We start from the raw sequence: 18,676 nt of genomic DNA, 5'->3' as shown, positions 1-18,676 counted from the left end.
TGAACCTCATACATGCTTTTAATGGGAAAGAAATACTGCGATCACTGCTAAAATAGCGGGTACTGCTTGGATGAAGAATATTTTTCGACTGACAGTGAGTGCGCCAAATAATCCGGCGACAATGACACAAGCTAAAAAGAATAATTTGATCGAGAAACCGGCATCGCCAAGACAAATTCCCCAACTTAAACCTGCCGCAAGAAATCCATTGTATAGACCTTGATTGGCAGCAAGCGCTTTTGAAGCCGTAGCAAACTCAGGGGTTAAGCCAAATGCTTTCCGACCTAACGGTTTATCCCAAAAAAACATTTCCAATATTAAAAAGTAGAAGTGTAAAGCGGCAACAAGTGCAATCAGTACGCTGGCTAAAATGATCATGCTTGCTCCTTGCAATCAATATTTTTATGGGAGCCAAAGCAACTTCCCATCGGGTCTTTGAGCAGCATAATCAAATCAGTACGCAAGTACAATCAACATTTTGAAGATAGCGTTCAGAGATTTTGACAGTTACTTTTCAGCAGTCGTTTTTCCTGTTACCTGATAGCTAGTCAAATTCAACTCATAGGACAAGTTACCATCATCTTGATGCACACGTACGGGAAGGTAGTCGAGTTTTGGCGCCAACCAAAAATAGGTTTTACGTTTTTCATTATCCTGCACTAAACGTAGCTTCACTGCTTCATATTCACCCGCCGGTGTCTCAACTTTCTCCTCACCTTCGTTCACAAATTGAATTTCGGTAATCCCTTTTTCGCTAGCAAGGAGATATGACGGGCGAAGCTGTTTGTGTTTGATATCCTCTCTGACCTGTAACTCGAGATTAAGCATATCTAAAGCCCCGACTTGGGCGGGGTAGGAGGTATCGCCATTTTTGGTCGAAGAGGCCGTGACTATCTTATTCGGCCAATCAATTTTGAAACTACTGTTTTTAATGTTATTCAGGAATTTAAAGTTATAGGCATGATCAAGGGTTTGAATCTTGGATGATTCATAACGAAAATGACTGACTTCACTTGCGGTCGCCATAGACACAACACTGGCTTTAAAGGTGTAGTTCCAAAGCCCATCTTGCTGGCTCAGCGTGCGCGAAGCATTACCATTCAGGAGACCGGCGATATTAAAGTTATAAGTTGCCTGATAGGGTTCAAATGCTTGAGCAGATTGGCTTATGAGTGCGAAACTGATTGGAATTGCGATGACAAAGCTCATTTGGGTAAATAAGCCGAATCGCTTATGAAGCGTACGATTGTGCATAATGAGTTTAAGTTCCAGTAAACATTAGATTTAGCATTTATGATAAAGAAATATATTGGGATTGACCGTTAATAAACGTTGCGTTTATAAGGTAATGTTTTTACAGCAGTACAGTTGCAGTAGTGCACATTTATTAGGGATTTGATCTATGTAAATGTAATAGGAGAGATTATTCTCGCTGAAGGAGGTGTTTTTGCAGATCCTCCACATACTGCGCTGCTGTGTGCTCAAGTGCTGAAGTAAGAGTGCGGTAATTTTTGAGCATCTCTAAACCGAGCGTACTTAATTGTGCTCCTCCTCCTTGTTTCCCACCTGCAGTTGATATCACCAAAGGTTCTTTGAAACAACGATTCATTGTATCAACCAGTAGCCATGCGCGGCGATAGCTCATACTCATGTGCTTAGCCGCTGCCGAGATGGAGCCTTTTTCAGAAATGGCTGCCAATAAATCTACTTTTCCTGGTCCAATAGCAATTTCCTCTCCATAAAGCAATCTTGCACGAATGAGCAAATGGGCTTCTTTGGTCGGATGTTGTGACATGCTGGTTTCCATACAAGGTGTGAGGCGAAAGTTCGTGAGTTTATTCTAAAACGAACCGTATTCTCTATAAAGCAAGATCAGTTAGCTTCGTATGTAATTGATCATTTATTGTTTTTACAAAAAAATATTCATGATTTCAAGACATAAATCTACTATGCTTGCGCATCATTTTCATTGTAATCGGTTAGGCGGATTTTTTCATGGCACTTAAGGCAACAATTTATAAAGCCGACCTGCAAATTGCAGATATGAATCGTCATTACTATGAAACACATAGTCAAACGATTGCACGTCATCCTTCCGAAACGGAGGAGCGGGTTATGGCTCGTGTACTGATGTTTGGTCTTTATGCCAGTGAGTCGCTGAGTTTTACAAAAGGTTTGTTTGAAGTTGATGAGCCGGACATTTGGGATAAAGATTTGACGGATGCGATTCAACTGTGGGTTGATGTCGGTCAACCTGATGAAACACGGATCAAAAAGGCATCTAATCGTTCTAAGAAAGTGGTTGTTCTCAGCTACAACACTAGTACAGATGTTTGGTGGAAGGCGCTGGAAAATAAAATTGCGCGTTTAGAGAACGTTACTATTTTACAGCTTTTACCCGAAGCCAGTGAAGCATTGACTGCATTGGTCACACGGTCAATGCGATTTAGCTTCACGATTCAAGATGACGAAATTTTAGTATCGTCGGATGATGGCTCGGTGGATGTAAAATTGGTGGTTTTAAAAGCGGGGAGTTAATTTAAAGTATTAAGCTTAAGATTATAGCAATGGTCGTTTTTGATTTACCCAGAGCTGAACGGAAGGTCTCTGCCATTGGTATTTTGCATATGCGACGAGATGCTCAGGTACGTCATCCCCTGCCAGAATCAGACGATTGAGCATTAGCGCAAGATCAATATCGGCGATACACCAGTCTTCAAATAAGTATTGTGACTGGGTCGTAATCAATTGATTGGTAGCGCGAAACAGTTTTTGGGCCGTTAAGTGTGCTTGTTCAGAGAGCGGTTGTGTTTGTGCTTGATAGAAGATCACTTCTGTAGAGCGTTCTTGTCGGATAGGCAGCAAGTCACTGCGTAACCAAGCCTGAATTTGCCGAACGCGTGCGCGTTTTTGAAGTTGTTTCGGATAAATGGCTATTTCTGGATATTTTTCCTCTAAATATTCAGTAATTGCTGAGGATTCCGACAATGAAAAATCACCATCAACAAGTGTTGGAACGCGACCTGTAATGGATGTTCCAGCATACGCTTCGGCATGATTTTCACCCCTCTCTAGATCGACAGCAGTCATGTTAAACGGTAATCTTTTTTCTGTCAGTGCAACAAACACCGACATAGCGTAAGGACTTGCATATTGAGTGTCGACATAAAGGTTTAGCTCAGACATTATGAAATCCTAAAGAGGTGTATAGATTGGTACAAATTTCATGTATTTAATCTTTATAAGAGTGATCTGCACGATCCAATCTTCTGAGTAAACCAGGCCAGTTCAATGCGCCGATACCTAATCCGGTTGTTGCCTTACTCACAGAATTTTTAACACCCGCAACGATTCTTGGATCGACTTCAACCAGTTCACTATTCCCGGATTGTGCACGGATTTGAATTGCGCAGACCGTTTCAAACAAATACATTTTGACAAAAGCATCAGCAATCGAGTCCCCCACAGTGAGTAATCCATGATTACGCAGCATCAGAAACATTTTATTATTGAGGTTGTTTACCAGTCGTGGTTTTTCATCATCGCTGAGTACGATGCCTTCATAATCATGATAGCCAAGTGACGATAAAACAAAAGTGGACTGCTGAGAGATGGGTAGTATCCCATGTTTTAGTGCGGAGACCGCGACACCGTTTAGGCTATGAATGTGTAATACACATTTGACATCCTCTCGCGCAGCGTGGATGGCGCTATGGATCACGAAGCCTGCAGGTGAAATCGGATAATTTGTCTCCATGACGATATTGCCATCTAAGTCAACTTTGACGAGACTCGATGCTGTAATTTCATCGAAAAGCATGCCATACGGATTAATTAGAAAATGATGCTCAGGCCCAGGCACTCGTGCAGAAATATGCGTAAAGGCGAGGTCATCCCAGCCAAATAAAGCGACTAGACGATAAGCAGCAGCCAAATCAATTCGGGTTTGCCATTCCGCTTCGCTAACTTGTTGTTGCACTGAAGAAGGATAATCTTGGGAGATCACGGTCATGGACATTTCCTTTTGTCATGGTGTTTGATTAAAGAGAGTAGAGAATTTGTATAGAACACAGTCATATCCATCAATGTGCTTTTGGTGAGTATCGTACTGAGTGTGGGTAGTTTAAGGAATAACCATATCCCAAGCTATTGGCGCAGTGGTATTTTTGATATAGAAAATGTGCCAGTTTTTGAAGAGTATCGAGATTAACTCTGCAAGAATTGGTCTTAAGATACTTTATTCAATCAATTGGCGGCAGGTAAATAAATATTCATGCTTGATGGCGATATGTTTTGCGATGCAAGCGTAATTAAAAAATATACAGACTGTAAAGATATCGTTGAGAGAAAGGCTTCATCACAGTGAAACCATGCTCACTGTTAATTTGAACTTTTTGAAGCCATAGTTCTACCCATTTGATCATCGATCATGTCACGAGCTTGTTGTTCCGTTTGACGACGTTCTTCTTCAGTCATCACACGGCAAGGCTTATGCTTGGAGAAGTTACTACCGATAGTTGGCTCTTCTACAGTACAAGTTTTAGTAGTACCTGATACCTGTGTTGCTGAAGAACTGGGCCCAGCAGCACACGCGCTTAAAAATACGCTTACTGAACCTATGATTAATAGATTTAGAAAGCCATGTGAGAAGGTATTGTTTTGACGAGTAGCATATAAACTTTTCATGTATCAAATCCCAGTTTGTTTTTTTGAGTGTAGATTAAGGTTTTAAATAAAACACCTAACATATTCAAATTAATATACTGTCTATTTGAAAAAGTATCCAGTCTCAGGCGAGCTTGCATTGGCGTAAGCTTTTTTAGGCATACGTCCTGCCAGGAATGCTTCACGACCCGCTTCGACAGCTTTTTTCATGGCAGAAGCCATCAAAATAGGATTCTGTGCGGCGGCAATTGCTGTATTCATGAGCACGCCAGCACATCCGAGTTCCATCGCAATTGCAGCATCTGAGGCTGTACCCACACCAGCATCAACGATAATCGGGACATTAGCATTATCAAGAATAAGGCGAATGTTATGCGGATTGGTTAAGCCAAGTCCCGAGCCGATGAGGCTGCCCAGAGGCATGACGGCCACACAGCCCATATTTTCTAATTCTTTGGCAATGATTGGATCATCAGAGGTATAAACCATGACTTCAAATCCATCATCGATTAACGTACGTGCGGCTTTGAGGGTATCTACAACATTAGGGTAAAGTGTTTTGGTATCACCAAGAACTTCAAGTTTAACTAAGTTATGGCCATCCAGTAATTCACGTGCGAGCATACATGTTCTCACCGCACTATCTGCATCAAAACATCCAGCCGTATTCGGGAGGATAGTGTAGCGTTCAGGAGGAATGACATCCAGTAAGTTGGGTTCACCTGGATTCTGCCCAATATTACTGCGTCGAATAGCAACAGTTATAATCTCAGCACCACTGGTACTGATTGCAGTACCCGTTTCTGCGAGGTCTTTATATTTGCCTGTACCAACTAATAATCGTGAAGAAAAGGTACGCGTCCCGATGATTAAGGGCTGATCTTGAAATACAGAAGGGGTGATCAAAGCATTCATCATACGGACTCTTCTTCATAAACAACGATTTGTAAGTCTTCATCGGGATCATCATCTTGCACATCAAAAGCGACAATGATCTCTAAATGAGGGAAGTCTTTAGCCAGTTTTGCTTGCCACATTGCTTGCAAACGTTGACCAAGCGTGATGAGTTCAGCTCGGGTGGGCGTCGCTTTGGCATCAAACATGGCAAAGTATTCTAATACATGACGATGATTGCATAGCGCTTGAACCGTAGTCTTGTCATATTCACAGGCGAGCAGAAGCTCAAGGTAATCGTCAGTTTCTGGTGCATGATCTAAATAGATACGCCCGTCGTGATAGACAAACTGTGGCCAGAGCAACTCACTTAGAGTGATTAAGTTTAATGATTCTTCATGACCATCGATATCACAACATGTTGCCATTAACCGCCTCCAACCGCATGAACAATTTCAATTTTTTGCATATCATGCAGTATAAACTCTGTATGACGATGTTTAGAGATGAGCGCACCATCTACTTCAATCGCATAGCGTTTTCCAGTTAATGCGAGTTCGATGACTAATTCAGCCAGCGTCTGGCAATTCGTTGAGTGAGTTTCACCATTAACGACTATCAACAAACTCATGCTTTAGCGACCTGTAGTGCGAGCGTCAACCATCCTAAGATGAATGCTAAGCCACCAATTGGCGTAATAGCACCCAACCAGCGTGGCGCGCCCAATGCCAAGAGGTACAAAGAACCACAAAATATGAAGATACCAATTTGAATAAAAATTGCAGGCCAGCGCAAAGATAGAGTAGGGAGGAGTCGAGCTAAAACACCGATGAGCAATAAACCTATTGCATGATAGAAAAAATACGCTGTAGCGGTATGCCACCAGTCGAGTTGCTCTGGGTTGACACGGGCTTTAACCGCGTGTGCGCCAAATGCACCCAATATGACTGCGAGAGCAAGATTGAGTGCAGCAATGACCAATCCATTCATTTAATTGCGCCTTAAAATATCAATCAACATCTAACCGCAGCTTTTCTATAATCAGTTTTAATTCGCTGACTTTCTAAATAACCATCTTCTTTTCTTTTGAGAATCAGCCAGCGGACATAGCAGTACGGATTTTGTCCATTGCATTCTTTTCAAGTTGACGGATACGTTCAGCAGAGACTTTATACTCGGCCGCAAGCTCATGCAGAGTGGCTTTTTCGTCATCCAGCCAACGACGTTTGAGAATCGTGCGTGAGCGATCATCCAATTTACCCATGGCAGAAGCCAATGCGCGATTGCTGTGATCTTCCCAATCGGCCTCTTCAACTTCACGTGCTGGGTCAAATCGATTGTCTTCCAAATACATGACTGGCGCGACACGACCCTCTTCATCATCTTCAGCCTGTGCTTCAAAAGAAGCATCATAAGCGGTTAGACGACCTTCCATTTCAAGAACTTGGGCTGCAGTGACGTTTAAATCACGTGCGATATCCTCAGCTTCTTGCAGGGTTAACTTACGACTGGATTTTTTTAGGGAGCGTAAGTTAAAGAACAGTTTACGTTGTGCTTTAGTCGTTGCTACTTTAACGATACGCCAATTACGAATGACAAATTCATGAATCTCGGCTTTGATCCAATGCACAGCAAAAGACACCAAACGTACGCCCATCGTGGGGTCAAAACGTTTAACGGCTTTCATCAAACCGACGTTTCCTTCTTGAATTAAGTCACCTTGAGGTAAGCCGTAACCTGCATAACTGCGCGCAATATGCACGACGAAACGTAAATGTGACAGCACGAGTTCGCGGGCAGCTTCTACATCACCATCGTAAAAATATCGTTCAGCCAGCTCTTTTTCTTGCTCAGGTGTCAGAATCGGGATTTGGCTAATCGTATTGATATACGCGCCGAGGTTGACGCCGGGTGCGTTTAACGACAAGGTATTGAGCGATAGCGTGGCAGGCGACGTGCTTGGAGACGACGCAGACACCAGCGCTTTGTTATCACTCAAAGGACTTACACTCATGAAGGTTCCTGAAAAAAATTAGATTTAATATCTGGATAAGGTCTACAGCAATAAGAGGCATATTCTGCCATATTTCACACTGCCAAATTGTAATGGAGCTGTGACTAATCCCGCATTATCAGTTTAAAGTGTACAATAAAATAACGATCAGCACGAAAATATGATGCAACTATTTTTTTGGTGTGTCTAATATTGATCCTGCTCAGATTATCCGCCGCGCACAGGTACTTCCAAGCCAAATTGAAGGTAGGCTTGAGGGGTTGCAATACGCCCACGTGCGGTTCTCATAACAAAACCTTGCTGAATGAGATAAGGCTCAACTACATCTTCCAACGTTCCACTGTCTTCAGCAAGTGACGCGGCTAGAGATTCAACGCCAGCCGGTCCGCCATCGAAACGTTCTAAAAGCATTTGTAAATAACGACGATCAAGCGTGTCTAAACCTTGTTTATCGACTGCAAGCATATCTAGGGCGCGTGCGGCAATGTCACTGGTGACTACACCATCGCCTTTTACCTCAGCATAGTCACGAACACGACGCAACAAACGATTCACAATTCGCGGAGTCCCGCGCGCGCGCCGTGCTATTTCTATAGCACCTTCGGGATGGATGGGAACATTCAGCAAGTTTGCCGAACGAGTGACAATCGTGGTCAGATCGGCGATCGAGTAAAATTCTAGGCGTTGCACGATCCCAAATCGATCTCGTAATGGGGAGGTGAGCAAACCTGCACGGGTTGTTGCGGCAACCAATGTAAAAGGGGGTAGATCCAATTTAATAGATCGCGCGGCAGGTCCTTCGCCAATCATGATGTCCAGTTGGTAGTCTTCCATCGCAGGATAGAGAATTTCTTCGATCACCGGCGATAAGCGGTGAATTTCATCGATAAACAAGACATCGCCTGCTTCTAAATTGGTAAGCAGTGCGGCCAAATCTCCTGCACGCTCAAGCACAGGGCCTGAGGTTGACTTCATATTGCCGCCCATTTCACGGGCAATAATATTTGCGAGGGTCGTTTTGCCTAGCCCAGGAGGTCCAAAAATAAGGGTGTGATCGAGTGCTTCCTGGCGTGACTTCGCCGCATGGATAAAAATTTCCATTTGTTCGCGGACAATAGGCTGACCGATATAGTCCTCAAGGCTGGTTGGCCTAATCGCACGATCAAATTGATCTTCTGGACGCGCAAGCCCAGTGATCAAACGATCTTGTTCAAATCCTGATTTTGATGCCGTTTGATTTGATGACTGGACAAACGGATTACCGGGAAAAAGAGCCATTAGGTTTTAAGCATTCCTTTCAATGCCGCTCGAATTAAATCAGCGGTTTCTTGATGATCGTTTTTAACTGCTGCAATGGCACGTTGTGCTTCTAAGGGTTTATAACCCAAAGATACCAATGCTGCTTCAGCTTCTGCTAGAGGTGATGCGGCACTAAGTGTGATTTGCGTAGAGCCAGTGATATTTGTTTGCCCTATGGTGGCGGATAGGCCTTGCAGACGATCACGCAGTTCGATCACCAGACGCTCAGCTGTTTTTTTACCAACACCCGGGATGCGGGTTAGTGTACTAATATCCTGCATTTCAATAGATTGAATGAGCATGGCTGCGCTCATGCCAGAGAGGATGCCAAGAGCTAGTTTAGGTCCGACACCATTGACTTTGAGCAGAATTCTAAACAGCGCTTTATCATCAGTATTGATGAAACCATATAACAAATGCGCGTCTTCACGCACGGTCAGATGAGTCCACAAGGTAACAACTTGTTCGTTCTTCAACTGACAGAATGTCGAAAGCGGTGTTTCCACTTCATAGCCGATACCGCCCACCTCGATCAAGATATGCGGTGCGGTGAGCAATTGAATTTTGCCAGTAAGTGAACCGATCATTGCATGTCCTATTGTTGTCTTATTACTGAGTTAATTTATGCTTCTAAGTGTATTCTTGAGCAAACATTAATAACCCATATTGCCACGGTTGCCCTTGATATCTTGTGCCAACGCATAGGCTTGATGGTCAGATAACGCGCTGATTACATCGAGGATTTGCATCATATTCTGGTAAGGATCGAGTCCCAATGTTGCACCGTGATGCTTCAGAATCACCAGAAGGCGATGCTCACGGAAAGTTTCACGTTCACGGTCAAGCGCAAGGGGCATTAACGCACCGAGTAGGACATGGAGACTGGCACTTGCAACTAATTCTAAGCGGGCTTTTTGTGGATTGGTAAAAATCCGAGTCCGAGTTAAGTTTTTTGCAGCCTCAATCCCTTCAGCAATGTCGCGTGGACAATGGTCTAGCAAACTGCCTTGCAACGTTCCGCGTAATAAGTCGGATTGTTTACGCTTGAATGCTTCTGATACTTCTTCAACCAAACGCTTCATCGCACGTCCGCGGAGAGCGGCCAGCTTTTGCGCGATGGGAACATCATTCAATACTTCATGCGGCGTGCCGTAATCACCAATCAATTTTAAAAATAGCGGCTCTACATCGGAGTAATGCAGCATACCCAGTAACAAACCATCTTCTAAGTCAATTAAGGCATAACAGATATCATCTGCAGCTTCGAGTAAGTAGGCCAGAGGGTGTCGGCAGTATGAGCTCTCACTCAATCGAATCAATCCGAGATGTTCTGCAACTTCATCGAGCAGTTCACGTTCGCTTTGATAACAACCAAATTTGGTGCGCTTATGACTCGGTTGCCCTGCTTGGGCTTCAAGCGGTGCTGCGAGTCTTGGATATTTAAGGAACGCGCCCAGTGTGGCGTAGGTGAGCCGCATTCCTCCTTCATTGGGGTGATATTCCAAACGGGTGAGGATACGAAAACCTTGCGCATTGCCTTCATACTGACATAAATCACTGAACTCTGGTGATGACAGTAGGCTCATGAGATGTTCTTGCTTTGGTTGCCCAAACCAATCTCGAACTGCGTATTCACCCGCATGCCCATAGGGCGGATTACCAATGTCATGCGCTAAGCACGCGGCTTGAATAATTGCACCGACATCAGAGGGGGTGACCCATGGTGGCAAGTCATCTGCAATCTTCTCAGCGGCAAGCATTCCTAATGAGCGACCAACACTCGACACTTCAAGCGAGTGAGTCAATCGAGTATGGACGGCATCGTTTTGTGTCAGCGGATGAACTTGAGTTTTACGATTGAGTTGTCTAAAGCTTTGCGAAAATATGATGCGATCATAGTCTTTGTGAAATGGGCTACGCGCTTGTTCTGTATGGTGTTTTCTGCTACCTAGGCGAGCAGGAGAGAGCAGTTGTGCCCAACGCATTGACATAAGAAAATCAGAATTTTATGAATGAACTTCCATCATGCCAAATTTGGTAAAAGAAATATAGCACTAGACACAATATCCCACTTAAACATGCATGCTTTTCGTGCAGGGAGTGGTAGTCTCTTCATGATCCCGAGTCATTTAAGCTTCTTTATAATGAATCTATGTTCAAAATATATAGAGCAGAAACTAGATTCAACAAAAGTATGTATTGAAAAACAGGTATGAATGAAATGAATTTAAGGGAAGTCGATCTCAACTTACTGATCGTGCTCGATGCGCTATTAATTGAAGCACATGTTTCCCGTGCTGCAGAACGTGTTGGTTTATCTCAGCCTGCGACCTCGAATGCACTCGAGCGTTGCCGCACTTTATTTAATGATCGCTTGCTTGAGCGCAGTGCTGGAGGGATGCGTTTAACCCCGAAAGCGCTTGCCTTACGGGAACCTTTAAAACAAGCCTTAAGTGCCATTGGCGCAGTTATTAATGTGCCCAATGTCCAATTTGAGAGCGTGACGCAAAATGTTCGCGTGCTTATGCCGGACTATCCCGCCATATGTATTATTTATCAGTTACAAAAGCGACTTGCAGAAAGTGCGCCTTTGGTGAGCCTTGTTATTGAGCCATGGCGAGGGGTAGCCTCAGCATTAGATGACATTGAACGTGGTCATGTTGATCTTGCGGTATCAACATTTCCTCTACTTGAGTTGCCTTTTCAGCGTAAAGAACTGCTACGAGAACATTATGTTATCGTCATGAATCGCCATCATCCTGCCGCAGCGGATTTCAATTTGTCGAATTGGTTGGCTTATCCGCATATCTTAATCTCAGATCGAGGAGAGGTGAGGGATACGATTGATGACTGCTTAGCTTTACAGGGATTATCACGTCGTGTTGGTATGGTGGTCCCAAGTATTTCGATTGCGAGTTCACTACTTTTAGATTCTGAGCTGATAGCAACTTTACCAAGCCGTTATTTATCTATACATGCTTTGCATGACTTTGTGCATTTTGAACTCCCTATCACCTATCCGGATATAAGCGTGCAAATCGTTAAACATGCACGCCGTGACCAAGATTTGGTTGTTCAGCATGTCGCGCAATTGATCGAAGAGATACTGATCTGACGATGAGTTTTTTGCGTAGATCAAATATTCACTAAGCGCCCATCTTCACAAAACCAAGTTTCTGCATCAAGAATCTTTGTTTCTTCTATTTGATGTGTCACATAGATCAGTGGAATACTGAAGTGTTTAGGAACTTGCTTGAGAAATGCCAAAATGGGTTGCTTTAAAGATTGGTTCAACGCATTTAAAGGTTCATCAAGCAAGAGAAATTGAGGCATTGCAAGGAGTGTACGTCCTAGCGCCACACGTTGACGTTCCCCTCCAGAAAGATGTCTTGGTTGCCGATCAAGAAGTGCGCCGATTTCTAAAAGGTCAATCACGGACTCTGGACTAAAACGTCGACATTGTTCTGGCTGCAATTGGTAGCCATACATTAAATTCTTACGTACAGTGAGATGGGGAAATAGTTGGCCATCCTGCCACATCAAACCAATGTGTCGCATATGTGGAGGCGTAAATAGCTGATCGCTCGTATCCACGAGCAATTGTCCATTCAGTCGAATCAAGCCTTGATCAGGTTTTAAGAGCCCTGCAAATAGTGCGAGTAGCGTTGACTTGCCAGCACCTGAAGCCCCGCACAATGCTGTAATGGGCGCTGTAAAACAACCTTGGGTATCAAGTTGAAAGCCTGTCTGGGCATCGCCACGATGTAAGCGCAAAGAAAATTCTAGGCCCTGGTTATTGGATGAATCAAGCGGTTGCATAATTCACATCGCTTGAATTGAATTGTGTTTTAAACATCACGATATCCCAAGCGGGTTTGGCTTCGACGAGCAAGCCATTGGCTCGCCCAAAGGGTTAAGAGTGCAACAATTACTGAGAGTATGACTAGACGTAAAGCCAGCGTTTCTCCATCAGGGGATTGTATTGCTGAATAAATTGCCAGTGGTAGTGTGCGTGTTTCCCCGTCTATATTTCCGACAAAAGTAATGGTTGCTCCAAATTCACCTAGACTTCTTCCAAATGATAAAACTGCACCCATGAGAATGGCAGGATAACAGAGCGGTAATGTAATGGTCAGAAAGGCCCGTATGGGGCTTGCACCTAAGGTCTGAGCCGCTTGTTCAAGTCGGATATCGACATTTTGCAGTGCCAAACGAATGGGCTGCACAAATAGCGGTAAACTCATTAACCAAGAGGCGAGTACCGCACCCGTCCAGTGAAAGGCGAGTTGAACGTCGAAGTGCTGGAGCCACTGACCGATGAAACCGTTCCGTCCAAAAAGAACGAGCAAGAGATAACCGAGAACAACAGGTGGTAAAATCATGGGCAGATAAACCAGTGCCTCAAGCAAAGATTTCCCCCAAAAGTCCCGCCTTGCAAGTAACCACGCGATACCAAGCGCTGGAAGTACCCCCATCAGAGTACACCAAAAAGCGACTTTTACGGATAAAAACAGCGCGCGTGATTCAGCGGGACTGAGGCTTGGGCTAAGGTAGCTGAGAGAATCGATCATTTAATGTTTGACAGCGCCAAATCCGTATTTACCAAATATTTTTTGAGCCGTTGGCTGCTGTAAATATTGCCAGAATTGTTGACTTGCCGGACTTGCTTGGGTTTGAGTCGCTGAAGTCTTTAGCAAGGCGAGGGGGTAAATAATAGGAGCATGGCTTTTATCCGGAAAAGTCCCAATGATCTTCACTTTATCACTGATCAGGGCATCCGTTGAATAGACCACGCCGACAGGGCACTCACCACGTGCGACAAATGCAAGTGCACTGCGGACATCCTCAGTCGGTACGACACGCGATTGGAGCTCATCCCACCAGCCTAGCGTAGTCAGCGATTGTTTACCATATTTGCCGGCTGGCACGCTATCTGGATTACCCAAACAAATTTTCCCTGTAAAAGCCCGCGCAAGATGAAAATCTTTTTCCATCATAACTGGGAAGGTGTGATCCGCAGGAGTGATTAGGACTAGCTGATTAGCAAGTAGTTTAACCCGTGATTTGTCGATCAGGACATTACTTTTTTCCAAGCTATCCATCCATGGCTCATCAGCTGAAATAAAAATCTGAGCTGGGGCGCCTGCTTGGATTTGTTTGGCAAGGACTGATGATGCAGCAAAGGAGGTTTGAATTTTGTCATTAGGATGGCTTGTCTCATACAGTTTTGAAATTTCAGTTAAGGCATTATTCAAACTTGCAGCCGCGAATACGGTAATGTTTTCAGCATGAGTCAATACAGGGAGTAAGGTAGTGAGTGCAATAATTGATTTTGTTAAGCTGTTTTTAGATATTGATCGCATCGTACTGTAACTCCTGATTGTTTTGGGTAAGAACAGAATGTTTTTAAGTCCACCGTTGTATCATGACAGATATAACGATGGACTTAAAGTGATGCACAATGTTCGTTTTAATCATTGTTAAATCATGTTAAGGACTAGAGCAGAAGCGCAAACACGCGTATCATATACACCTTCTTTCTAAGGCTTTAGCAGTCTGTGTGATTGTTAATGGAGCTCGTCCTAGTATGTTTATTGTGGCTGGTGCGCCTGCACTCTCTACCTTCAAGCAACGTCAGTTGCTCTCCCGTTTATCTAGTCTTGCGTCTGTAGAAGGAGTAGAAAGTCAATTTCTTTATTTCTTCGATCAGTCTTTAGACACCAAACAGCTTAAAGCAGCTGTCGGTTTATTAAACGATGATCAAACTTTTACAGTCCAAGTAAAATCACCCAACAGTATTCAAGTCCTTGTGACACCACGTGTGGGGACGATTTCTCCGTGGTCATCTAAAGCGATTGATATTTTTAAAAACTGTGATGTTGCGGTGAACCGTTTAGAACGAGGAATACTCTATACCTTGCATGGTGTAAACATTGCGACTAGAGAGCTCAAGGCACTTTTGCATGATCGTATGACCGAAAGCGTATTTGATAATGTTGAACAAGCTGGCCAATTGTTTCATGTAACGGAACCAAAACCTCTTAATACCATTGATATTTTAGAAAATGGACGTGATGCTTTAATTAAAGCTAATCGTGAATTCGGATTTGCACTTTCGATTGAAGAAATTGATTATTTGACGGATGCATTCACCCGCTTAGGACGTAATCCAAACGATATCGAGCTCATGATGTTTGCTCAAGCGAATTCAGAGCATTGTCGTCATAAAATTTTTAATGCAGAGTGGACGGTGAACGGTGCAAAACAGCCTTTATCACTGTTTCAAATGATCAAGAATACCTATAAAACATCTCCTGAAAATGTACTGTCAGCTTATAAAGACAATGCTTCTGTAATCGTTGGTTCTTCTGCTGCCCGTTTTTATCCGCAAAGTAAACAGCATAAATACAGCTATACCAACCAAGCCACCCATGTCTTGATGAAGGTAGAAACGCACAACCATCCTACAGCGATTGCCCCTTTTGCAGGTGCCGCAACCGGTTCAGGTGGTGAGATTCGCGATGAAGGCGCAACGGGTCGCGGTGGTAAGCCTAAGGCCGGCTTAGCTGGTTTTACGGTTTCCAACCTTAACATTCCGGGTGCACGCGAGCCGTGGGAAGACAAAGAAGGTGCAGAGTATGGCAAGCCATCGCGTATGGCATCGCCTTTTCAGATTATGACGGATGGCCCGCTTGGCGCTGCCGCATTTAATAACGAATTTGGTCGCCCCAATCTTTGCGGTTACTTCCGTACTTTTGAATTGAATTTAAATGGCAATGTCCGCGGCTTTCACAAGCCGATTATGCTTGCCGGTGGTTACGGCAATATCCGTCCTGACCATGTTGAAAAATTACCGATCCAACAAGGGGATCTGTTGATTGTGTTAGGCGGCCCTGCGCTGCTGATCGGATTAGGCGGTGGCGCCGCATCGAGTGTCGATAGCGGTACGATGGGTGAGCAGCTCGACTTTGCATCGGTTCAGCGTGAGAATCCAGAAATGGAACGCCGTTGCCAAGAGGTGATTGATGCCTGTTGGGGAATGGAGGAGTCTAATCCTATTGTTTCTATTCATGACGTCGGTGCTGGTGGCTTGTCTAATGCGATGCCAGAGTTGGTGAATGACCATAAATTGGGTGCGATTTTAAACTTGCGTAATATTCCATCGCTAGAAGCTGGGATGTCACCCATGGAAATCTGGTCAAACGAAGCACAAGAGCGTTATGTCTTGGCGATTCGCCCAGAGTCTTTGAAATTATTTGAAAGTCTATGCACCCGTGAACGTTGCCCATTTGCTGTGCTGGGTGAAGCAACTGATGTCCGTCATTTGACCGTCAGTGATACTCATTTTGGCAATAATCCTGTTGATTTGCCTATGCAGGTCATGCTGGGTGGCGCACCGAAATTACAGCGTGAATACAGCGATGTGAAGACTATCGGTACTGCATTCGATACAGCGAAAATTGATCTGAAAGATGCAATTTTCCGCGTTTTACGTCATCCAACGGTTGCCAGCAAGTCATTCTTGATTACGATTGGTGATCGCTCGATCACTGGTTTTGTTGCCCGTGATCAAATGGTTGGTCGTTGGCAGGTTCCAGTTGCGGATTGCGCTGTTACTGTAACTGGCCATCAGAGTACTACAGGCGAAGTCATGAGCATGGGCGAACGCCCGCCAGTGGCCTTACTGAATCCTTCAGCATCTGCACGTCTATGTGTCGCAGAAGCCATTACCAATTTGGCATCAACGCCGATCGAGAAGTTGAGTGATATCAAACTCTCAGCAAATTGGATGGCCGCAGCAGGCCAACCTGGTGAAGACCAAGCCCTTTTTGAAGCGGTACGCACGATTGGCATGGAGTTATGTCCTGCACTTGAAATCGCAATTCCTGTGGGCAAAGACTCCCTATCGATGCGTACGACGTGGAATGATGAAGGCGTTGAGAAAGCGGTCACTTCGCCAATGTCTTTAATTGTCACCGCGTTTGCGCCTGTACTTGATGTACAGTTACATGTAACACCTGAGTTACGCAGAGTCGATGATGAGACCGTGCTGGTTCGTGTTGATCTCTCGCGTGGTCAGTTCCGTCTAGGTGCATCTGTATTGACATTGGTTTATAACCATCTGGGTGAGGTCGCGGCCGATCTTGATGATGCGAATGACCTTAAAGTATTCTTTAATGTCATCCAAGCATGGACTAAAGCCGGCAAGCTGCTTGCATATCATGATATTTCAGATGGTGGCCTTCTCGCGACAGTCAGTGAAATGATGTTTGCAAGTCGTTTAGGGGTTGACCTTAAACTCGGTAGCGATCCAATCGCAGAGTTATTCGCTGAAGAAGTCGGTTGTGTTGTTCAAGTGCGTACCAGTGATTGGGCTGAATTGCAGACAGCTCTGAGTAGTTCTCCACTTGCAGATGCGGTGAGAGTCATAGGTACAGTGAATGATAGTGATACGTTAACCGTTGCTGGACTGAGTTTGCCACGTACCGAGCTTCAATTGGCGTGGGCTAAGGTGAGTCATCAGATTCAGCGTCAACGGGATAACAGTGAGTGTGCTGATCAAGAGTATGCACTGATCAGTGATGCCACCCATCAAGGTTTGATTGCAAAAGCAACCTTTGATCTTAATGAGCCTGTTGAAGCACCCTTTTTGAACTTAAGCCAACCTAAAGTGGCAATCTTGCGCGAACAAGGCGTCAACGGTCAGCTTGAAATGGCCGCTGCTTTTGATCGTGTTGGCTTTGAAACTTATGACGTTCATATGAGTGATTTATTGGCCGGACGCGTGCGCTTAGATGATTTCCAAGGTCTAGTCGCTTGTGGTGGTTTCAGTTACGGCGACGTACTCGGTGCCGGTGGTGGTTGGGCAAAATCAGTCATGTATCATGCGAAACTTCGGGATCAGTTTGAGAGTTTCTTTCATCGTAGCGAAACATTTACGCTTGGTGTTTGTAATGGTTGTCAAATGTTATCGCAGTTGAAAACGTTGATCCCTCAAGCAGAGCTTTTCCCACGTTTCCGTCGTAATACCAGCGAATCATTTGAAGCACGTGCGGTCAACGTTCGTGTTGAAAAATCTCGTTCAGTTTTACTGGAAGGCATGGCCGGTTCTATTTTACCGATTGCGATTGCACATGGTGAAGGCCGCGTTGATGCAACTGTGGATCAATTGGCAGCATTGAATGCGCATGAGCAAGTGACCATGCGTTTTGTTGATAGCCATGGGACACCTACTCAAATTTATCCTTTGAATCCTAATGGCTCTCCTGAAGCAATCACTGGAGTGACATCGGGTGATGGCCGGGCAACATTAGTGATGCCTCATCCCGAACGGAACTTCCGTGCATTACAACATAGTTGGAAACCAGAGGATTGGACTGAAGATGGTGCATGGCTACGTTTATTTAGAAATGCCCGTAGTTTTGCAGGTTAAACATTAAAGCAGCTCAAAGCTTATGTATAAACTGACTTTTTATGTTCCGGACACTCATGTTGAAGTCGTTAAAAGTGCGATTTTTGCTATGGGTGCTGGACGGTATGGGTCATATGATTGTTGTTGTTGGCAAGTACAAGGCCAAGGTCAGTTTAGACCATTAGCAAGCTCAAATCCTTTTCTGGGTGAAGTTGGTCAACTTGAAACTGTAACTGAGTGGCGTGTGGAGACCATTGTCGAAGACCATGATATCCATGCTGTCATTGAGGCACTCAAAATATCACATCCATATGAAATGCCTGCATTTGATGTCGTGAAAATCGAGTTTTATCAGTAAAGTTTATATCGCTGATAAAAATAAAAAAGACACG

21 protein-coding genes are annotated in these 18,676 nt (G+C 44.4%); 4 read left to right on the top strand and 17 right to left on the bottom strand.

Going from position 1 to position 18,676, the window contains the following annotated elements; translation table 11 throughout:
* Positions 1-18: 18 nt before the first annotated feature.
* From ACLHG7_RS12525 to ACLHG7_RS12515, 3 genes are all read right to left on the bottom strand, one after another.
* A complete protein-coding gene (locus tag ACLHG7_RS12525; RefSeq protein ID WP_410211617.1) occupies positions 19-372 on the bottom strand; it encodes a DUF1304 domain-containing protein in 354 nt (117 codons plus the stop codon).
* A 135-nt stretch (positions 373-507) separates the two neighbouring features.
* The gene (locus ACLHG7_RS12520) at positions 508-1,254 is read right to left on the bottom strand and encodes a DUF3108 domain-containing protein (protein WP_410211341.1); all 747 of its coding nucleotides are present in this window, start codon (positions 1,252-1,254) and stop codon (positions 508-510) included.
* A gap of 169 nt (positions 1,255-1,423) precedes the next feature.
* The gene (locus tag ACLHG7_RS12515) at positions 1,424-1,795 is read right to left on the bottom strand and encodes a winged helix-turn-helix domain-containing protein (RefSeq protein WP_410211340.1); all 372 of its coding nucleotides are present in this window, start codon (positions 1,793-1,795) and stop codon (positions 1,424-1,426) included.
* A gap of 200 nt (positions 1,796-1,995) precedes the next feature.
* Here ACLHG7_RS12515 and ACLHG7_RS12510 point away from each other — a divergent pair, with 200 nt between their 5' ends.
* Positions 1,996-2,538: a YaeQ family protein gene (locus ACLHG7_RS12510; RefSeq protein WP_410211339.1), complete on the top strand. Its 543-nt coding sequence runs from the start codon at positions 1,996-1,998 to the stop codon at positions 2,536-2,538.
* A gap of 21 nt (positions 2,539-2,559) precedes the next feature.
* Here ACLHG7_RS12510 and yfcF read toward each other — a convergent pair whose 3' ends face one another.
* From yfcF to ACLHG7_RS12455, 11 genes are all read right to left on the bottom strand, one after another.
* Entirely contained in the window at positions 2,560-3,186 is a 627-nt protein-coding gene (yfcF, locus tag ACLHG7_RS12505) for a glutathione transferase (RefSeq protein ID WP_410211338.1), read from the bottom strand.
* Between the two features lie 46 nt (positions 3,187-3,232).
* Complete coding sequence (locus ACLHG7_RS12500; protein WP_410211337.1) at positions 3,233-4,012, bottom strand: class II aldolase/adducin family protein; 780 nt, start codon at positions 4,010-4,012, stop codon at positions 3,233-3,235.
* Between the two features lie 368 nt (positions 4,013-4,380).
* On the bottom strand, positions 4,381-4,686 hold the full coding sequence (locus ACLHG7_RS12495) for a hypothetical protein (RefSeq protein ID WP_410211336.1): 306 nt from the start codon (positions 4,684-4,686) through the stop codon (positions 4,381-4,383).
* An 81-nt stretch (positions 4,687-4,767) separates the two neighbouring features.
* Positions 4,768-5,580: a thiazole synthase gene (locus ACLHG7_RS12490; protein ID WP_410211335.1), complete on the bottom strand. Its 813-nt coding sequence runs from the start codon at positions 5,578-5,580 to the stop codon at positions 4,768-4,770.
* Positions 5,580-5,987, bottom strand: coding sequence for a hypothetical protein (locus tag ACLHG7_RS12485; protein ID WP_410211334.1), 408 nt, complete (start codon positions 5,985-5,987; stop codon positions 5,580-5,582). Before ACLHG7_RS12485 ends, ACLHG7_RS12490 begins: the two co-directional genes overlap by 1 nt.
* Entirely contained in the window at positions 5,987-6,190 is a 204-nt protein-coding gene (gene thiS / locus ACLHG7_RS12480) for a sulfur carrier protein ThiS (RefSeq protein ID WP_410211333.1), read from the bottom strand. Before thiS ends, ACLHG7_RS12485 begins: the two co-directional genes overlap by 1 nt.
* Entirely contained in the window at positions 6,187-6,549 is a 363-nt protein-coding gene (locus tag ACLHG7_RS12475) for a DUF423 domain-containing protein (RefSeq protein WP_410211332.1), read from the bottom strand. Before ACLHG7_RS12475 ends, thiS begins: the two co-directional genes overlap by 4 nt.
* 103 nt (positions 6,550-6,652) lie before the next feature.
* Positions 6,653-7,573: an RNA polymerase sigma factor RpoH gene (gene rpoH / locus ACLHG7_RS12470; RefSeq protein ID WP_114898604.1), complete on the bottom strand. Its 921-nt coding sequence runs from the start codon at positions 7,571-7,573 to the stop codon at positions 6,653-6,655.
* Positions 7,574-7,780: 207 nt separating this feature from the next.
* Positions 7,781-8,851, bottom strand: a complete 1,071-nt coding sequence (gene ruvB, locus ACLHG7_RS12465) for a Holliday junction branch migration DNA helicase RuvB (protein WP_410211331.1) — start codon at positions 8,849-8,851, stop codon at positions 7,781-7,783.
* A complete protein-coding gene (gene ruvA, locus ACLHG7_RS12460) occupies positions 8,851-9,459 on the bottom strand; it encodes a Holliday junction branch migration protein RuvA (protein WP_410211330.1) in 609 nt (202 codons plus the stop codon). The genes ruvB and ruvA overlap by 1 nt, the downstream gene beginning before the upstream one ends.
* Before the next feature lie 66 nt (positions 9,460-9,525).
* Positions 9,526-10,857: a deoxyguanosinetriphosphate triphosphohydrolase gene (locus ACLHG7_RS12455; RefSeq protein ID WP_114898607.1), complete on the bottom strand. Its 1,332-nt coding sequence runs from the start codon at positions 10,855-10,857 to the stop codon at positions 9,526-9,528.
* A 227-nt stretch (positions 10,858-11,084) separates the two neighbouring features.
* On the opposite strand from ACLHG7_RS12455, the gene ACLHG7_RS12450 reads away from it, so the two are divergent.
* Complete coding sequence (locus ACLHG7_RS12450) at positions 11,085-11,987, top strand: LysR substrate-binding domain-containing protein (RefSeq protein ID WP_410211329.1); 903 nt, start codon at positions 11,085-11,087, stop codon at positions 11,985-11,987.
* A gap of 20 nt (positions 11,988-12,007) precedes the next feature.
* Here the strand turns inward: ACLHG7_RS12450 and ACLHG7_RS12445 are convergent, their stop codons facing one another.
* The 3 genes from ACLHG7_RS12445 to modA are packed head-to-tail and all read right to left on the bottom strand — an operon-like array spanning position 12,008 to position 14,235.
* Positions 12,008-12,691, bottom strand: a complete 684-nt coding sequence (locus ACLHG7_RS12445) for an ATP-binding cassette domain-containing protein (protein WP_410211328.1) — start codon at positions 12,689-12,691, stop codon at positions 12,008-12,010.
* Between the two features lie 29 nt (positions 12,692-12,720).
* Entirely contained in the window at positions 12,721-13,443 is a 723-nt protein-coding gene (modB, locus tag ACLHG7_RS12440) for a molybdate ABC transporter permease subunit (protein ID WP_410211327.1), read from the bottom strand.
* Positions 13,444-14,235 carry a molybdate ABC transporter substrate-binding protein gene (modA, locus tag ACLHG7_RS12435; protein ID WP_410211326.1) on the bottom strand — a complete coding sequence of 264 codons (792 nt, stop codon included), beginning with the start codon at positions 14,233-14,235 and terminating at the stop codon, positions 13,444-13,446. It abuts the gene before it with no gap.
* A gap of 224 nt (positions 14,236-14,459) precedes the next feature.
* On the opposite strand from modA, the gene purL reads away from it, so the two are divergent.
* Both purL and ACLHG7_RS12425 read left to right on the top strand, forming a co-directional pair.
* Positions 14,460-18,305 (top strand): phosphoribosylformylglycinamidine synthase, encoded by a 3,846-nt coding sequence (purL, locus tag ACLHG7_RS12430; RefSeq protein ID WP_410211325.1) that lies wholly within the window; start codon positions 14,460-14,462, stop codon positions 18,303-18,305.
* A 22-nt stretch (positions 18,306-18,327) separates the two neighbouring features.
* Positions 18,328-18,642: an NGG1p interacting factor NIF3 gene (locus ACLHG7_RS12425; protein ID WP_410211324.1), complete on the top strand. Its 315-nt coding sequence runs from the start codon at positions 18,328-18,330 to the stop codon at positions 18,640-18,642.
* Positions 18,643-18,676: the final 34 nt, after the last annotated feature.

Origin of the sequence: Aquirhabdus sp. (assembly GCF_046462495.1) — a bacterium.
Classification (GTDB): Bacteria; Pseudomonadota; Gammaproteobacteria; order Pseudomonadales; family Moraxellaceae; genus Aquirhabdus.
The sequence above is the reverse complement of the archived record's forward strand: the minus strand, read 5'-3'. Positions and strand labels throughout refer to the sequence as shown.

What these genes read in the sequence shown, in the direction of transcription:
- ACLHG7_RS12520 (WP_410211341.1), bottom strand. Translation starts at nt 1,254, where the DNA reads ATGCACAATCGTACGCTTCATAAGCGATTCGGCTTATTTACCCAAATG.
- ACLHG7_RS12515 (WP_410211340.1), bottom strand. Translation starts at nt 1,795, where the DNA reads ATGTCACAACATCCGACCAAAGAAGCCCATTTGCTCATTCGTGCAAGA.
- ACLHG7_RS12510 (WP_410211339.1), top strand. Translation starts at nt 1,996, where the DNA reads ATGGCACTTAAGGCAACAATTTATAAAGCCGACCTGCAAATTGCAGAT.
- yfcF (WP_410211338.1), bottom strand. Translation starts at nt 3,186, where the DNA reads ATGTCTGAGCTAAACCTTTATGTCGACACTCAATATGCAAGTCCTTAC.
- ACLHG7_RS12500 (WP_410211337.1), bottom strand. Translation starts at nt 4,012, where the DNA reads ATGACCGTGATCTCCCAAGATTATCCTTCTTCAGTGCAACAACAAGTT.
- ACLHG7_RS12495 (WP_410211336.1), bottom strand. Translation starts at nt 4,686, where the DNA reads ATGAAAAGTTTATATGCTACTCGTCAAAACAATACCTTCTCACATGGC.
- ACLHG7_RS12490 (WP_410211335.1), bottom strand. Translation starts at nt 5,580, where the DNA reads ATGAATGCTTTGATCACCCCTTCTGTATTTCAAGATCAGCCCTTAATC.
- ACLHG7_RS12485 (WP_410211334.1), bottom strand. Translation starts at nt 5,987, where the DNA reads ATGGCAACATGTTGTGATATCGATGGTCATGAAGAATCATTAAACTTA.
- thiS (WP_410211333.1), bottom strand. Translation starts at nt 6,190, where the DNA reads ATGAGTTTGTTGATAGTCGTTAATGGTGAAACTCACTCAACGAATTGC.
- ACLHG7_RS12475 (WP_410211332.1), bottom strand. Translation starts at nt 6,549, where the DNA reads ATGAATGGATTGGTCATTGCTGCACTCAATCTTGCTCTCGCAGTCATA.
- rpoH (WP_114898604.1), bottom strand. Translation starts at nt 7,573, where the DNA reads ATGAGTGTAAGTCCTTTGAGTGATAACAAAGCGCTGGTGTCTGCGTCG.
- ruvB (WP_410211331.1), bottom strand. Translation starts at nt 8,851, where the DNA reads ATGGCTCTTTTTCCCGGTAATCCGTTTGTCCAGTCATCAAATCAAACG.
- ruvA (WP_410211330.1), bottom strand. Translation starts at nt 9,459, where the DNA reads ATGATCGGTTCACTTACTGGCAAAATTCAATTGCTCACCGCACCGCAT.
- ACLHG7_RS12455 (WP_114898607.1), bottom strand. Translation starts at nt 10,857, where the DNA reads ATGCGTTGGGCACAACTGCTCTCTCCTGCTCGCCTAGGTAGCAGAAAA.
- ACLHG7_RS12450 (WP_410211329.1), top strand. Translation starts at nt 11,085, where the DNA reads ATGAATGAAATGAATTTAAGGGAAGTCGATCTCAACTTACTGATCGTG.
- ACLHG7_RS12445 (WP_410211328.1), bottom strand. Translation starts at nt 12,691, where the DNA reads ATGCAACCGCTTGATTCATCCAATAACCAGGGCCTAGAATTTTCTTTG.
- modB (WP_410211327.1), bottom strand. Translation starts at nt 13,443, where the DNA reads ATGATCGATTCTCTCAGCTACCTTAGCCCAAGCCTCAGTCCCGCTGAA.
- modA (WP_410211326.1), bottom strand. Translation starts at nt 14,235, where the DNA reads ATGCGATCAATATCTAAAAACAGCTTAACAAAATCAATTATTGCACTC.
- purL (WP_410211325.1), top strand. Translation starts at nt 14,460, where the DNA reads ATGTTTATTGTGGCTGGTGCGCCTGCACTCTCTACCTTCAAGCAACGT.
- ACLHG7_RS12425 (WP_410211324.1), top strand. Translation starts at nt 18,328, where the DNA reads ATGTATAAACTGACTTTTTATGTTCCGGACACTCATGTTGAAGTCGTT.